The 14,579-nt window shown below is 62.5% G+C and carries 15 protein-coding genes; 5 read left to right on the forward strand and 10 right to left on the reverse strand.

The annotated features are described in order from the left end of the window. Positions 1-281 precede the first annotated feature (281 nt). The 4 genes from G3480_RS09550 to G3480_RS28295 all read right to left on the reverse strand — a co-directional run bounded on the left by G3480_RS09550 (position 282) and on the right by G3480_RS28295 (position 3,542). The gene (locus G3480_RS09550) at positions 282-1,328 is read right to left on the reverse strand and encodes a thioredoxin family protein (protein ID WP_164653651.1); all 1,047 of its coding nucleotides are present in this window, start codon (positions 1,326-1,328) and stop codon (positions 282-284) included. 83 nt (positions 1,329-1,411) lie between these two features. Continuing rightward, entirely contained in the window at positions 1,412-1,879 is a 468-nt protein-coding gene (locus tag G3480_RS09555; protein ID WP_164653652.1) for a phosphatidylserine decarboxylase, read from the reverse strand. A 293-nt stretch (positions 1,880-2,172) separates the two neighbouring features. Then, positions 2,173-3,285 (reverse strand): LPS export ABC transporter permease LptF, encoded by a 1,113-nt coding sequence (lptF, locus tag G3480_RS09560; RefSeq protein WP_164653653.1) that lies wholly within the window; start codon positions 3,283-3,285, stop codon positions 2,173-2,175. Between the two features lie 95 nt (positions 3,286-3,380). Further along, positions 3,381-3,542 carry a hypothetical protein gene (locus tag G3480_RS28295; RefSeq protein WP_240905725.1) on the reverse strand — a complete coding sequence of 54 codons (162 nt, stop codon included), beginning with the start codon at positions 3,540-3,542 and terminating at the stop codon, positions 3,381-3,383. Here G3480_RS28295 and G3480_RS09565 point away from each other — a divergent pair. Beyond that, a complete protein-coding gene (locus G3480_RS09565) occupies positions 3,516-3,695 on the forward strand; it encodes a TraR/DksA C4-type zinc finger protein (RefSeq protein WP_240905719.1) in 180 nt (59 codons plus the stop codon). The two genes, G3480_RS28295 and G3480_RS09565, sit on opposite strands and share 27 nt — an antisense overlap. A gap of 144 nt (positions 3,696-3,839) precedes the next feature. Here the strand turns inward: G3480_RS09565 and pepN are convergent, their stop codons facing one another. Beyond that, a complete protein-coding gene (gene pepN, locus G3480_RS09570) occupies positions 3,840-6,488 on the reverse strand; it encodes an aminopeptidase N (RefSeq protein WP_164653655.1) in 2,649 nt (882 codons plus the stop codon). Between the two features lie 187 nt (positions 6,489-6,675). Here pepN and grxC point away from each other — a divergent pair, with 187 nt between their 5' ends. Genes grxC through G3480_RS09590 form a run of 4 tightly spaced genes read left to right on the forward strand, consistent with a single transcriptional unit; the run spans position 6,676 to position 8,677 of the window. Beyond that, a complete protein-coding gene (gene grxC / locus G3480_RS09575) occupies positions 6,676-6,918 on the forward strand; it encodes a glutaredoxin 3 (RefSeq protein WP_338114107.1) in 243 nt (80 codons plus the stop codon). Beyond that, positions 6,915-7,319, forward strand: a complete 405-nt coding sequence (locus G3480_RS09580; protein ID WP_164653657.1) for an RNA-binding S4 domain-containing protein — start codon at positions 6,915-6,917, stop codon at positions 7,317-7,319. The genes grxC and G3480_RS09580 overlap by 4 nt, the downstream gene beginning before the upstream one ends. Positions 7,320-7,326: 7 nt before the next feature. Beyond that, positions 7,327-7,788, forward strand: a complete 462-nt coding sequence (locus G3480_RS09585) for a hypothetical protein (RefSeq protein ID WP_164653658.1) — start codon at positions 7,327-7,329, stop codon at positions 7,786-7,788. 49 nt (positions 7,789-7,837) lie between these two features. Then, positions 7,838-8,677, forward strand: a complete 840-nt coding sequence (locus tag G3480_RS09590) for an SDR family NAD(P)-dependent oxidoreductase (protein WP_338114105.1) — start codon at positions 7,838-7,840, stop codon at positions 8,675-8,677. 521 nt (positions 8,678-9,198) lie between these two features. Here the strand turns inward: G3480_RS09590 and G3480_RS09595 are convergent. The 5 genes from G3480_RS09595 to nrfD all read right to left on the reverse strand — a co-directional run bounded on the left by G3480_RS09595 (position 9,199) and on the right by nrfD (position 14,558). Next, complete coding sequence (locus G3480_RS09595) at positions 9,199-10,125, reverse strand: EF-hand domain-containing protein (protein WP_164653661.1); 927 nt, start codon at positions 10,123-10,125, stop codon at positions 9,199-9,201. A gap of 147 nt (positions 10,126-10,272) precedes the next feature. Beyond that, the gene (locus G3480_RS09600; RefSeq protein WP_164653662.1) at positions 10,273-11,388 is read right to left on the reverse strand and encodes a sulfur reduction protein DsrS; all 1,116 of its coding nucleotides are present in this window, start codon (positions 11,386-11,388) and stop codon (positions 10,273-10,275) included. Positions 11,389-11,430: 42 nt separating this feature from the next. Next, positions 11,431-11,745: a HesB/IscA family protein gene (locus G3480_RS09605; protein ID WP_164653663.1), complete on the reverse strand. Its 315-nt coding sequence runs from the start codon at positions 11,743-11,745 to the stop codon at positions 11,431-11,433. A gap of 142 nt (positions 11,746-11,887) precedes the next feature. Next, positions 11,888-13,267, reverse strand: coding sequence for a cobyrinic acid a,c-diamide synthase CobB (locus tag G3480_RS09610; protein WP_164653664.1), 1,380 nt, complete (start codon positions 13,265-13,267; stop codon positions 11,888-11,890). Between the two features lie 37 nt (positions 13,268-13,304). Further along, complete coding sequence (gene nrfD / locus G3480_RS09615) at positions 13,305-14,558, reverse strand: NrfD/PsrC family molybdoenzyme membrane anchor subunit (RefSeq protein ID WP_164653671.1); 1,254 nt, start codon at positions 14,556-14,558, stop codon at positions 13,305-13,307. Between the last annotated feature and the right edge of the window lie 21 nt (positions 14,559-14,579).

Genomic DNA, 14,579 nt, shown 5'->3' on the forward strand with positions numbered 1-14,579 from the left:
CGCCTGGCTGAAAGGATTTCGGGCGATTCGTACCCGTTATGTTTGCCAGTTGCAAAACTACTTGGCACTGATTCAGCTGGCTTGCGCAGAAATCTTATTCCGAAAACTCCAAGAAACCTAAAGGTAATGCAAATTCTGTTCCGGATATCCTCTTAGTGGCGTTTGCTGACTAAGCGGTCACTCTGCAGTCGGCCACTTTTTGTCGCGGAAAGGGTTCCAATGACCGCGTTGGCTGGATAGGGGCCTTTCGCCCGATTCCAACCCCATTGCTCGAAATCGCCTCAATCCTGTCCATTGTCGCGCTGGCTGCGCTCCAACGACTTGGTGCGGGCGAATCGCTGATAGGTCCAGCCCTTCTGATAGGCGCGCTCCAGCGTGTACATGAGGGCATTCATCATGCGCTGGCGCAGGACCAGGGCATCGGTTCGCAGGACCTCCTGACCATGCTCCTCAAAGAACAAAAGCGCAGGCAGTCGCGTGAGACCCGTCTGCGCAAACCATGCGGCAGCCGTGGTGCGCCGGCCGCCCGGCGTCAGGACGGGAGTCTCGTCGTCCTCGGCGTCGAGCCGAACAACCTCGAAGCGCCCGAGAAGCTCACGAACCTCAGGTCGAGCCAGCACCTCCTTGTGCATCTGCCCGCAAGCCTCGCAGCCGTCCGCCTCGAATAACACCAGCAGCGGTCGGTCGGCGGGCATTCGGCTGCGGTCCAACGCAAAGGGAGGCGGACTGAAGAGCGGATCGGACAGAAGTCGGTAGTCGGCGGGCGCGGATGAATGCTCGGCGCTCCGTGCAACGACGAAGTCCCGAAATGACTGTCCTGCCTGCTGAGGGCCGCTCAGATAGTCGAGTACGCTGGCGAAGCGCTCGGGGGAGTGATAGCCCACGCCTCGATAGAGGAGCGCGCCGTCTTCGCCATAGAACACTAGGCTCGGGGCAAAGCCCGCGCCCGCGCGCTCCGCAAATTCCTTGACCCGCAGCTGACTGCCGTCTGGCGCGACCATCTCCGCGTCACTGAAGATTTCCAGCCCGATGGCGTCGAACCGCGCCTGGACCCGCTCTGCCAGACGCGCATCGGCGAGACTGGTGCGGATGAATTCAGCGCAGTAGGAGCAGCCCTCAGTCGTGAACAGCACCATGAGCCCGACCTTGCCGGCTGATCGCGCCTCGTCGATCTCATCTGGAAGGTCGAGAAAGGTCTCCTTGAACCAGTCCGGATAGTCGATGTGCATGATGGTCGCGTCTTCGAAATCTCCTGCCAAGGAGAGCCCTAGCCCAGCGAGCCAGAGGACGAAGACGAGAAGGGAATGACGGCATCTGGTGCCTTGCATGAGCAGTCTCCTGTTTCGAATCGAGGCACGCGAGACGCGAGACCGACCCTTGCCGTTCTTCGCCTCCTTTGCGCCTTTGTGGTTCAAATCGGCAGACTCAGGGGCAATGCTTGATCGACCACCTGAGCGCAATCAGGGTGCCGCACCGCGCGTGACGCCAGAGTCCCTTCCCATGAGGATGTGGGCATGACCACCCTCAGCTCGAAACCGACCTGCTTCTGGAAGAGCATCACAAAGTCGGAGCCGCCGAAGAGGACGTTGCCCAGTATGTCTCCCTTGCGATGCGCGCTGCCAGGCCGAACATCGCTCTCGAAATTCACGGAGGACACTTGGGCCATTGCCATCGGGATGAGGGCGACCGAACCCTCATCGTCGGTATCGACGATGACGACACCCCGCGTCTGAGTGAACGGCCATCCGCTGGAGTCGACAGGAACATAGCGGCCCTGCTCGGCATCCTGCGCCGGGCCCCTGGCAACGGCGGCACTCGCGGTGAGGATGAAAAGGAATCCAAAGAGCAGAAACGAACGCCAAACAGGCTTGATCGCCATGGATCTTGCTCCCCCGTGACGGCCCAAGGGCTCGATGTCGACCTAGGAAGCATAATTCAAAACAAGGCCTTCGGCCGCCAGCTTTGCAGTACCCCTCAACACCTATGGGTTTCCCGAAATCAACCGGAACAGCCGCTCCAAGCCTGCGTCGCCAGGCCATCCTGGCCTGGTTTGCCAGGGCTGGAAGCCCTGGCTACATAAAACCGATAGGTGGTGATGAGGCAGTACACCCGAGGTCTCGCGCCCGAGCTTGCTCAGCCGCACGACGCGCCAAGCGGCCACCGCGATTGAGATCAGGCAGCTTGCCGCTCGGAGCTGAGTCTGTGACGAAGACGCTTGACCCAGAAGCTCTCCGGCAGCATCACCAGGTAAACGACCGCCAAGACCGCGAGTTGATACCAGAGACTGCCAAGCCATGGCGGTGTCGCGCCCGTCGCGAACCAGCTCTCGGCGAGGCGCTGCAGGTTGAAGAAGCTGAAGTAGGCAACAAGGGCGATCAGGATCCTGCCGGATGTGCGCTGCCGCGGTGAGATATCGACCAGCGGGATGGCCATAACCGCCAGAGTGAAAATCGCCAGTGGCGCAGCCACGCGATGCTCCAGTTCGACGCGGTCCTCAAGCTCCGAGGACTGCAGCAGCTCCCGGGTCGGGATGGTGGAACGCTTGGTGAAGGACGGCTTCGTCGGCCCGCCCCCAGGAATGCGGATCTCGTAGTCCTTGAAATCTCCAATCAGATAGGCACCCGAACCCGGCGTACCGTCAAAGCGATGACCGCTGCTCAAGGTGACGAGGTGATCCCCCGTCGCTTCCTCAATGCGATGCTGACCGCCCTCGCTGACCACCAAGCGGCTCTTGCCGCCCCGGCGATCCAGAATGAAGACGTCTCCAAGCGACTTGCGGCGGTCGATCTCGCCGATGTAGACGACGACATCCCCCTGCTCTTCCACGTAGAAGCGGCCAGCCTGGAGCCCGGCCACTTGCGCGGCTTGCTCCTTCTGCTGCAACCGGATCTCTTGAATCCCTGCGGCCGCCTTGGGCTGCAAGACGAGCGCAAGCCAGGCGGTCAGCACCGCGACTGGAATCGCAAGCAGGAACAAATTCCGGTAGATCCGCGGCGGACCAATGCCGCAGGCGTTCATGGCGATCAGCTCGCTGTCGCGCGAGAAGCGGCTGAGCGCGACCAATACGGCGAGGAAAAACGCGGGCGGGAGCAGACTGGAGGTGTCGCGCATCAGCTGCAAGCGCATGAAGTGGAAGACGATGTCGACACCCAATCCACCGACGTTCACTTCCTCAAGGGTGCGCAAGAACATGAGGCTCACGACGATCAGCATCAGCACGACGACGATCGCGAGGAAGACCTTCAAGACTTCGAGCAAGATGTAACGGTCGACAATTCCCGGCATTTGGCGTCTCGATCCAAACCACATCGCATTCTCGCACGAGCGCAACGCACCCAGCTATCGGAAGACAATGCGGGACGATTGTCACGGTTCGGCCATCAAAGGCTCATCTCGGGGTCATCTGGCGAGCAGATACTGCAGCTGAGCACCTTCAGCACCAGATAGGAGCCCAGATGGAGAAATTCGCCGATGAACTCGACATGGCGCAGGCCCATATCGAGCGCGAGATCGAAATGCGGGTCGATGCAATCCAACGTCATGCGAACCTTGGCCTTGGCCGAGCCTACTGCCTCGACTGCGGAGCCCTAATTCCGGAGAGCCGCCGCCGGCATGTGCCGAATGCCAAGCGTTGTGCACATTGCCAAGACAGGCTGGAACGCGACCGCTCGCCCGTGCGCCGCTGCGCCGCCTAGCCAGCAGCGTCGCGACACTGCACGGCAGCGGATGCCTGGGCCTAAGAAAGTGACCATCAACAACTTCCCCCCCTTTTGCAAAGGGGGGCCAGGGGGGATTTCGGGCGGCATCGCTCGCATCGGGAAACAATTGATGAGCGCTTTCTAAGGCGATGTATCAGTCAAGGCCTTCGAGGCGACCTCATAGACGTCCGCAGACAGCTCCGCAGCATCGAGAATCCGCGCGATCTCGGCGCGCATCAGGGCCTGACGGCTGGCGTCAAAGCGTCGCCAGCGAATGAGGGCCTTGAGCAAGCGCGCCGCGATCTGCGGATTCAGTGGGTTCAACTCGAGCACGCGATCGGCCAGGAAGCGGTAGCCGCGCCCATCCGGCGCGTGAAAGCGGACCTGATTGGCGTTGCAGAAGGCGCCGACCAGGCTGCGAACCCGGTTCGGGTTGCGTAGCGAAAAGTCGGCATGTCCCATGAGCGCGACCACGCGCTCGAGCGTGTCCTCGCGCGGACTGGTTGCCTGAACGCTGAGCCACTTGTCGACGACCAGGGGCTCTCCGGACCAGCGGCTGTAGAAATCATCCAGCGCGCGCGTCCCCGCTTCTGCACCGTAGTCGACCAGATAGCGCAGGGCTGCCATGACGTCCGTCATGTTGCTGCCAGACTGGAACTGCGCTTGGCAGGCCGCCAGTGCCTCAGCATCGCCCGACTTCATCAGATAGCCAAGGGCGAGGTTCTTGAGTGCACGGCGCCCAACGGCATCGGGCGTGAAGACGTAGGGCTCACTGCTGTCATTGGCGCGATAGACCTCCAGCAGCGCATCACGCAACCGCTCACCCACGAGACGTCCCAAGGCGCTGCGCGCTCGATGGATGCCATCGACGTCCACCACCGCCATCTGATCGCCCAGATAGCCCTCGGAGGGTGGCGTCAGCACCTCGGCCAAGAGTGCCTTGTCACTCGCGGGATCCAGCAGGGCCTGCTCAAAGGCGGCGAAGAAAGGGTCCGGGAGCTTGGCCTCGGCATCATCGACCAGGGCCAGCAGCAGCCGCTGCATCAGCGTCTGAGCCGCATCCCAGCGATTGAAGCCATCGCTGTCGTTGGCCATGAGAAACAGCAGATCTTCATCGCTCGACTCCGCCTTGAGCTTGACCGGCGCCGGGAAGCCGCGCAGCAGCGAGGGCACGGGCCTGCTCTCGAGGCCAACAAAGCTGAAGCTCTGCTCAGTGTCCGTCAGCTCCAGCACCCGCGTTCCCGGAGCCGTCGGCTTCGACTCACCCTCAAGCAGCAGCGGCAGATCCTCTCCGCTCGACCCTAGGAGCCCGACGGCAATCGGAATATGGAAGGGCTCCTTGAGCGGCTGCCCCGGCGTCGGCGGCGTGTGCTGGCGAATGGTCAAGGTGTAGCGACCGGAATCGGCATCGAATGCATCCTGAACGCTCAGCTCCGGGGTTCCGGCCTGGCGGTACCAGCGTCGGAACTGCTCCAGGTCACGGCCGCTCGCCTCCTCCATGCAGCGGACGAAATCGTCCGTGGTGACAGCTTGGCCGTCGTGGCGCTCGAAGTAGAGGTCCGTCGCCTTGCGAAACAGCTTCGGACCCAGCAGGTTGGCCTGCATCCGCACGACTTCTGCGCCCTTCTGGTAGACGGTGGCAGTGTAAAAGTTATTGATCTCGATGTAGGAGTCCGGCCGCACGGGATGGGCCATCGGCCCCTCGTCCTCTGGGAACTGATGCGCTCTGAGCAGGCGTACATCACTAATGCGCTTAACCCCGCGCGAGCCCACGTCGGCGGAGAACTCCTGGTCGCGGTAGACGGTGAAGCCCTCCTTGAGGCTGAGTTGGAACCAGTCGCGGCAGGTGATGCGATTGCCGGTCCAGTTGTGGAAGTACTCATGGGCGATGACGCTCTCGATGCCGTCGAAGTCGATGTCGGTCGCGGTATCGGGGCGCGCGAGGACGAACTTGTCGTTGAAGACGTTCAGCCCCTTGTTCTCCATGGCGCCCATGTTGAAGTGACTGACGGCGACGATCATAAAGATGTCGAGGTCGTATTCGCGGCCAAAGCGCTCCTCGTCCCAGCGCATCGCCTTCTTCAGCGAGCGCATGGCATGATCACACTTATCGAGATTCTGGGGCTCGGTATAGATCTTGAGCGCGACCTCACGGCCAGAGGCGGTCGTGAAACTGTCCTCCACGGCCTTGAGATCGCCCGCGATCAGCGCGAACAGATAGCTCGGCTTAGGGAAGGGATCCTCCCAGCGCATCAGGTGCCGGCCACCGCCAAGATCCTGCGCCTCAACCGGGTTGCCGTTCGACAGCAGCACGGGGAAGCGTTTCTTATCGGCGACCAGCGTAGTGCTGTACGTCGCCATGACATCGGGCCGGTCGAGGAAGTAGGTGATGCGGCGGAATCCCTCCGCCTCGCATTGGGTGCAGAGCATCTCACCCGACTGATAAAGACCCTCCAGCGCGGTGTTCAGACTCGGATGAATACAGACGCGGGTCTCGAGGCTGAAGTGGTCCGGCACCCGATGCAGCGTCAAGGTCTCTTGCTGGACCTCGTACTCGGAGGGTGTCAAGGGATTGCCGTTGACGGCGACCCACTCCAGGTTCAACTGCTCGCCGTGCAGCCGGAGGTCGCCGTCTCCACGCGTCGCCGCCGGATTGCGGCGCACGGCGAGCTTGGCCTCGACCCTGGTTCGCTCGGGGTCGAGGTCGAAGCTCAAGTCGACGGAATCGATCAGAAACTCGGGCGGCTGGTAGTCTTTGAGATGAATGGCGTGCGGAGTATCGCGGTACATGGAAGCCCTGTCGTTGCAGTGAATCTGGGGTGAGCACCTTGGCAATCCGCCAAGCGACCAAATTTCTCGCTCAGTAACGGCCGAACACAACTTCATGAGCCGCGGCGGCTTGACGCGCTTGTCCGCTCCGGCGAAGCTCGAAAGTCAGAGTAACGGCTCAGGATAGAATGACAAGATGCCTCAGGTGATGATTTATTCGACCAGAATTTGCCCTTACTGCTCCCGGGCGCGCAGTCTCTTGAAGCAGAAGGGCGTGTCATTCCAGGAGATTTCCGTCGACCACGACCCCGAGCAGATGGCCGTGATGGTCGAGCGCAGCGGTCGGCACACGGTACCGCAGATCTTCATCGGTAATCGCCATATTGGCGGCTTCGACGACATGGCGCGCCTAGACGACCAGGGCGAGCTGGATGCCTTGCTCGACCGATGACAGACACAGCCCCCTCCGCTGAACTCCGGCTCGACAAGTGGCTCTGGGCAGCGCGCTTCTTCAAGACGCGCCAGCTGGCGATTGAGGCCATCAATGGCGGCAAGGTCCAGGTCGACGGCCAGCGTGCCAAGCCAAGCCGCGCGGTGCGACCAGGCAGTCGGCTAGAGATTCACAAGGGCAGCCTCTCCTGGGAGATCGAGGTCCTCGCCGTCGCCAAACAGCGGCGTTCGGCAACCGAGGCTGCCAAGCTCTACGTCGAGGGCGAGGCGAGCCAGCTGAGGCGCCAGGAAATCGTCCGCGAGCGTCGCGAGCTGGGCGCCACATCGCACGAAGGCCGCCCGACCAAGCGCGACCGCCGCATGCTCCAACGCTTCACCAGCCGCAACGAGCCGTCTGCCTGAGCCCAACGTGGACAACGATGCCTTCCGCAGCACCTACCGCGCCGTCAACGAGCGCTTCTGCCCCTACGAAAAGAGCATCCTGACGAACAGTTGCGGCTGCGCGCTGGCGCGCAAGTTCTGCATCGCCGAGCGCGAGGGTGTGCAGTGCAGCGACGAGGCCGCCCAAACAACCTGCCTGCATCTGCTCGATCTGTTGCGTCAGCAAGCCCGTTTCGCGCTCAAATCGACGGACACTCAAAGCGCCCTCCCCCACGCCAAGGCGATGCGTGTTCAGGTCGGCGGGCTGCGCGGCATCCGCGCCGCCTTGGCGCCTGAGCAGCCCGTCCCCAGCCATGTCGATGATATCCGGGCGACCATCCTTGCTGCTATTGAGGCCTTCGGCTCGCTTGAGCAACTTCCCTTCCAGCTCGTCATGCAGCAGATCGCTGCTTATCAGGGACGCAAGCGGATACGCCGAGGTGGAAAGTGAGCACGACCCGCACGCAAACGCCTGAAAGCAGGCCATGGAGCATCATACTGTGAAGACGGCACTTGTGACCGGCGCGAACTCGGGGCTGGGACTTGCGGTTGCGGAGGCCCTGGCCGCAGACGGGATGCGGGTCGGTCTCGTCGTGCGCGATGCCGCGCGCGGGCAGCAGGCCCTCGATGAGATTCGCCGCAAGACCGAGAATACACACTTAGCGCTTTTCACTGCCGATCTGGCTGACCAGTCTGAGGTTCGCCGCCTCGCCGACGAGGTCAAGGACCGCTTCGATGCGCTGCACCTGCTGATCAACAATGCGGGAACGGCCTTCAAGGAGCGACGCCTAAGCCCTGACGGCATCGAGTCGGCGCTCGCCGTCAATCATCTGGCGCCCTTCCTGCTCACACACTTGCTGCTGGAAAGCCTCAAGGCGAGCGCGCCCGCGCGCATCATCAACGTTGGGACGCGCATGGACACCGCGATGGATTTCGACGATCTCAACTGGGAGCGTCGCCCCTACCGCATGATGCAGGCCTACGGCCAATCCAAGCTCGGCATGCTGCACTTCACCTTCGAGCTGGCGCGTCGACTGGAGGGCTCGGGCGTCACCGTCAATTGCGTCTTCCCCGGCGTGTTCAACTCCAACCTCGGAGGCACGGACGGCGCCCAAGGCCTCTTCTGGAAGCTGCTGAAGGTCGGTCTCGGGTGGGCACTGCCCTCCCCCGAACAGGCAGCCAAGCGCGTCCTCTACGCACTTCAGTCACCCGAGATGACAGGCGTCAGCGGGAAATATCTTGCCGGTGAGAAGGAAATCCAGGCACCCGACCAAGCGCGAAGCGCCGAGGCAAATCGTCAGCTCTGGGAGATCACTGAGCAACTGACGAGGATGCGCTAGGCCGCTCGCAATCGGCGAGCAGAAATGAAATCCCGCGGGACTCTTGATTGGATCGACGACAGCTTTTTGAATTGGAATCACGGCGGCCAGCTGCTGCAGGCTAGGCCGACGTCAGGAGGCCCAACACGCACCCTTTCGTTGGGCCTCCTAGCTCGGCCCACCCGACCCCGCGCGTCAGTCTTGGTCGAACCCTAAGAAAAACAGCGATTTGCATTGCATAGGCAGCTTTCACTATCCGTGCTTCAGATAGCGGTACCCTTCTTCGACGCCCCCCTGGGAGCAGGGTCCTCGGCGCGATCGATCCCTACAACCGCATCCCGTCGCGGCGAGGCGCCGCTCCCACAGCGTCTAAAAGCCCTAGGAGCCTGTCCGACTTAGGATGAATCGGCTGCGGAATCGGGAGAACGGTCCCTTTCGCCCCGCTTTTTCGTTACATAGAACCACTATGCGCCTCAAAACCGGAACGAAATGGCCTCGCTCTCCCACTTCCTCGCTTCGATCCCCCCAAGTCGGACAGGCTCCTAGGCCAGCTCGGACAGCAGGTCGCTGGCAGTAGCAGCACTGCTCGAGGAGCCATAGGCGTCCATCAGGGCCATGATGCGGCGCATGACGAGCTGCTCGGTCGAACCCTCCCCGGTCGTTCCAGCCACAGCTTGCGTTGCCGCGCCGATCACTGAGTCTTCAGTCGCATCGTCCGTGATGCCGCTTGAGGATTGCACATAGGCGACTGCCTCATCGCTGCTGAGCAGCCCGTCTCCATCCGCGTCCGCTGCCTCGAAACTCTTCAAGACGGCTGCGGTCGCCGCGCTCTCCTCGGCTTCCGTCGTGCTTTCCGACGCCGCTTCCGAAATCGCCGCAGGAGCACTCTCTAGCGACCGTGCAAAGGCCATCGCCTCCTCGCCGCTGACGCGACCATCGCCATCGGCGTCGGCGGTCTCGAAGTCATCCAAGATGCTTGCGAGCAGTTGCGTGCCCTCGTCCTCGGGATCTGCTTCTGCGCCGCTCGTGAGGGCCTCAAACTGGCTTTTCAGCGCTTCCTCGGTAAAGCCCAGGACTTGCTCCGGTGTGGGCGGTGGAGTCATGGCACCGACCGCCTCGGGGCCGACCGGGGACTCCCGCCCGCGCAGGACACCCAGACTGTCGGTCAGCGTCTGCAAGCCCTGCGTCATGTCATCCGTGGTGACGCGTCCGTCACCGTCAAGGTCGAGCACGGAAACGACCTCTTCGGCGCCCGCATCCGCCAAGGATCCGTCACCTGACCGAAGACCTAAGCTCTCGAAGGCGGCCGCAAAATCGGCCGTGTCCAAGTAACCCTTACCTTCAGTGTCAAGATAGGAAAAGACCTGCTCGATGCTGTCTGTCGGGCTGCCGTATCTCTGGGTCTGCTCAGACTTAGCGCCATAAAGGCTCGACGCAATGTCGCCAATGTTAGTCAAGATGCTGCTCATCGCTCGTTCTCCTCGCGGCAGTTGGTCCGCGCGGTCACCTGAGGTGCGGTGGCCTCGCATGGATCAAAGGAACAGTGAAGCTGAAGCAAATGGCGCACCAACACGATCATTGGCGTCCGAGGGAGAAGACCGGAAGGGGCGTAAAGGTCAGCGCGCGACGCCGCGCAGCAAATCCAGTCGCGCCTGAATGGCGTCGGTTACCGGGGCAAGCTTACGACGCATCAAGCTGCCCTGCGTCGACGGATCTGGCAGCAACGGCCTGATAAGGCCGTAGCCCACGCCGGAAAGAAAGCGTATCGCCGCAACCTCATCGGCCAGCCCCGGAGAGCGGGCGAGCAGCTCGGCGGCTGCCGGCTGCGCATCGGGCGATGCGAAGAGGCTCCGCACATCAGCGATTAGATCGTCCAGCCGGAGGTCGGGGTCCCCCGTTGGCCGGACAACCGCGAAGTAGTCGCGCAAGCCATCGAGTGCGGCAATGACGACTTCTTGACTCGGGGGTTTAGCGAGCACCGCCGCGAGGGTCTTGAGGAAGGTCTGACCGCTCGAGGCATAGACGCGCTGCATGGCCCTTGCATAGAGGTCTCCTCCGGCCGCCAGTTCCAAGATGACGGCATCCGGCTCGCGCGCCTTGACGGGCTCGGGGAGCGCATCCGGCAAGGCCTGGATGAAGCCGACGAGATAGGCCTGCTTGCGTGTCGACTTGCGCCAAAGGTCGAGCCGCTGCGTCTCATCGAGCAGCCCGGGCTGCAGGACCAGCCGCACCGTCTCCATGATCTCTTCATGCTCGGTCTCGAAGGGGAGGTAGTCGACCAGATAGTTTGCGAGCACCTTGCCCATCCGCCCTGCCCTCACCCTGGGATTCTTGAGCATGCGCCGCGCGTTGCCCGCGTCCTCCATGGCCCACCAGGCGCGCCTGGCCAGCTCATCGCTGAGGCCCGGCGCACAAACGGCGGCGACAACGGCCTCGGGCTCGCCGAGCGTCAGAAGCTGCTCGAGGCTCTCATCGCGCATTTGCCCCATGCGGGTCCAGCGCTTGAGGTACACGGGATAGCCGCCTGGCGAGCCTAGGACATGCCCCGAGATCAGCTCGCGGACGCTCCGCACATACTGCTCCTGGCGCCCTGTCGGATTGAGTCGGACGGTCGACTCACCCTGAGCCGTCAATCCATGGACGATCATCCGGCTCTCGTCGATCCGGATGGCGAGCGGCTTGTTGGCCAGCAGGACGTTGAGCCTGAGGCTGTCCTCCGGACTCAGCTCCATGGCGTCAAGGCAGGGATGCGCATCCGAGGCAAGGCATTCCCATCAATCCTCGGTCGGCGGCTCGTAGGCCGGGTCTTTCGGATTGAGGAAGATGAAGTGGAATTGGCCAGGCTCCATCTCGACGTAGTCCATGGTCGCCTGATCGAGCAGCGGTACCTGCTCTGGCGTCATGATGACCTCCACGCCCTCGCAAGTCATGCGAATATCGTCTTCGGTCAGCTCGTCGAAGCCCATGCGGTACTCGATACTGCCGTCTGCGTTCTGCGCCGCCGCAAGGCGCAACGACATGCCCTCGGTGCCTCCCTGTTGCGCCGCTTTCAGGACCTGCTCCGCAGCTGCTGCTGTCAGTTTGAACATCTCAGACCTTTCTTATTGGCTTCCGCTTGAAGTTTGACGAGAGTTTAACGCAAATTCGGCCGCCAGCCGCTCGTGAGCCGAGACTCCATCCGCAATGGCCTCGCTGGGGCTCTGAGCCCGACAAGGGGCAGCGGGGCGTGATTCAGCCGCCGAGACAACGGCGGACGTGGCCAAGGAAGCGCTCCGTCCAACGGTTGTCCGACACCGCGCGCAAATGGCTGTAGCAGGCGAGCAGATTACCTTGGACGACACCGTCTCTTGATCCATCGATCCCCGTGCCGCGCACCACCTCGTAGCCATAGCGCCAAGTTGGGTTGGGCGCGACGATCGCCGAATGGTGGAACTCGTGCGCCGGAATCTCTTTGCCGCCGAGCGCTGCCCTCGGCCAAGGAAACGCCTGAGTCTCCCGCAGCCTGACGTAGCCCCGGCCCTGCGGCCGCTGGCGCATCTCGACCTCGGCCTCGAGCGCCCCCGCCATCTGGCAGCGCCGCCCCTGCCAACTGAGACCTTTGCACAAATACATGAGCCCGCCGCACTCGGCGTAGGTCGGACCGCCCTGGGCGATGAAGTCGGCGATCGACTGCCGCATGGAGACATTGGCCTCCAACTCGGCCATGCGGTACTCGGGGAACCCGCCGCCGATAAAGAGTGCGTCGACGGGAGGGAGTTCGGCGTCGCTGATGGGACTGAAGGGCACCAGCTCCGCCCCACCCATGGCCAGTGCGCGAAGATCGTCTGGATAGTAGAAGCCGAAGGCGGAATCTCGCGCGATGCCCAGTCTGAGCGTTGAGCCCGCGCTCGGCGAGGCGCCCGATGGCAGGGATCTCGGCTCAGATCCTGGTGCACGCTCGGCGATTTCAATCAAGCGGTCGAAATCCATCTCTTCGGCCACCCGTCCGCGAATGGATTCGATCCAAGCCTCGGCATCCTTGGCCTCATTGATGGGCATGAGGCCGAGGTGACGCTCGGAGATGGCGAGATCATCCTCACGCCGCAGCACGCCCAGCACCGCGACATCCGTGTAGTGCTCGACGACGCGGACCAGGTTCTCGCCGTGGCGCATCCCGCCGACCTTGTTCAGGATGACTCCGGCGATCTCCAGTTCTGGATCGAAGGCGAGATACCCGAGCAGCAGAGGCGCAATGCCTCGCGCCAGGCCATTGCAGTTGACGACCAGCACGACGGGAGCGCGCAGCTGTTTGGCAAGCTCGGCGTTGCTGTTGGCGCCGCGGATGTCCGTGCTATCGAAGAGCCCGACATTGCCCTCGATCACGCCTACATCGGCGCCGCTCAGCTCGCGCGCGAAGGCGTCCGAGATCTCCTCGGGCGCCATGGTGTGAAAGTCTAGGTTGAAGCAGGAGCGATTGGCGGCCTGACTCAGCCACAATGGGTCGATGTAGTCAGGCCCCTTCTTGAAGGGTTGTACGACGAGCCCGCGCCGACGAAGCTCACGACAGATGCCGATGGAGAGCGTCGTCTTCCCTGACGACTTCTGCGGTGCAGCAATATAGAGATGAGCCATCTAGCCGCTGTGTGTCTAACGACGCCTTGTTAACGACTCAGGCGAGTTCGGGGTCAGCTTCCGCGCTCGCGATGGTCTCCTCGCAGGGCGGCACGACGTCATCGGCCAAGGACTCCGGCAGGAACTGCAGCACGCGCACGCCGACGGCCGTGATCAATAGGGCCACGCCGACGCCGCCAAGGCCGAGCAGAAGCTCCGGAAGCGTCGGCCAGTAGGGCGCCGCCTGCCCGTTGACGCCATCGAGGAAGCCCGACTCGAGCACCGTACGCCCAGGGAACATCTGAATGGGGAAGGCCTGGCTACCGATGATGACGACATACATGGTGGCCAGCCCGCCGGCGATGACCAAGGCACAGGCCGCCGCGACCCACTTCGGCTCTTTGCTCAGCTCTGGATGATAGAGAATGCCAAGCGGCACAAGGCTTCCGATGAGCACCCAGCCGATCCAGAAGAGGAAAGTGTAGATCCCGCCTTTGAGCAGCAGCCAGGTCTCCAGGCTCGCGTTCTCAGTGATATAGAGATTCTTCAGGTGATAGATCAGCGTGAAGTAGAGCACGATGGCGACGAAGAGCGCCAAGAGGTTCTTCAACCGTCTGAGCATGACCGGACCGATCGGCCGCTCGTCGTCATTGAAGGCGAACATGAGCACCAGCATGAAGACCGCCAGACCGTACGCAAAGGACATGGCGACGAACATCGGGCCTAGGATGGCGGCGTCGAATGCCTGACGCGCAACAATGAAGCCGAAGATGGAGCCAGTACCCGTGGTGAGCGCAAGTCGCCAGACCAGCGCCAGGATGCCCACTGGGCGTTTGAAGGCGCTGCCTTGGCGGTCGGCCATCGTCCAGAGATAGGCGATGACAATCGCCATGAAGCCGGTGTAGAGGAAGATGTTCCAAGCAAAGATGGAGCTGAAGTTGTAGGTCGTCATGGCCACGATCAGCCGCTCCGGGCGCCCCAGGTCGGTGACTAGAACCAAGAGGCCGCCCATGAGCAAGGCCACGGCGAGCAATCCGGACAGCCGCCCCAGCGGCTTGTAGATCGGCTTCTGGAAGACGGTGCCGATCGAGGCGATGTTGAGCGCCCCGGATGAGGAGATAATGAGGAACACAGCGAAGACGTGCGGCGTTCCCCAGACCACCGAGTTATTCATTCCGGTGACCCAATGTCCCTCATGCTCCATGTAGCCAAAGGCCAGTGCTCCGACCCCGACCACCGCAGCGAGGATGCCTAAGATGCTCCAGTAACGCTGCGGTGAGATCCGCCATTCACGATAGACGATTCGTTTCATATTGAGTTTCCCCTCGCCCTG

Origin of the sequence: Thiorhodococcus mannitoliphagus (assembly GCF_010915725.1) — a bacterium.
In the GTDB taxonomy this organism is placed as follows: Bacteria; Pseudomonadota; Gammaproteobacteria; order Chromatiales; family Chromatiaceae; genus Thiorhodococcus; species Thiorhodococcus mannitoliphagus.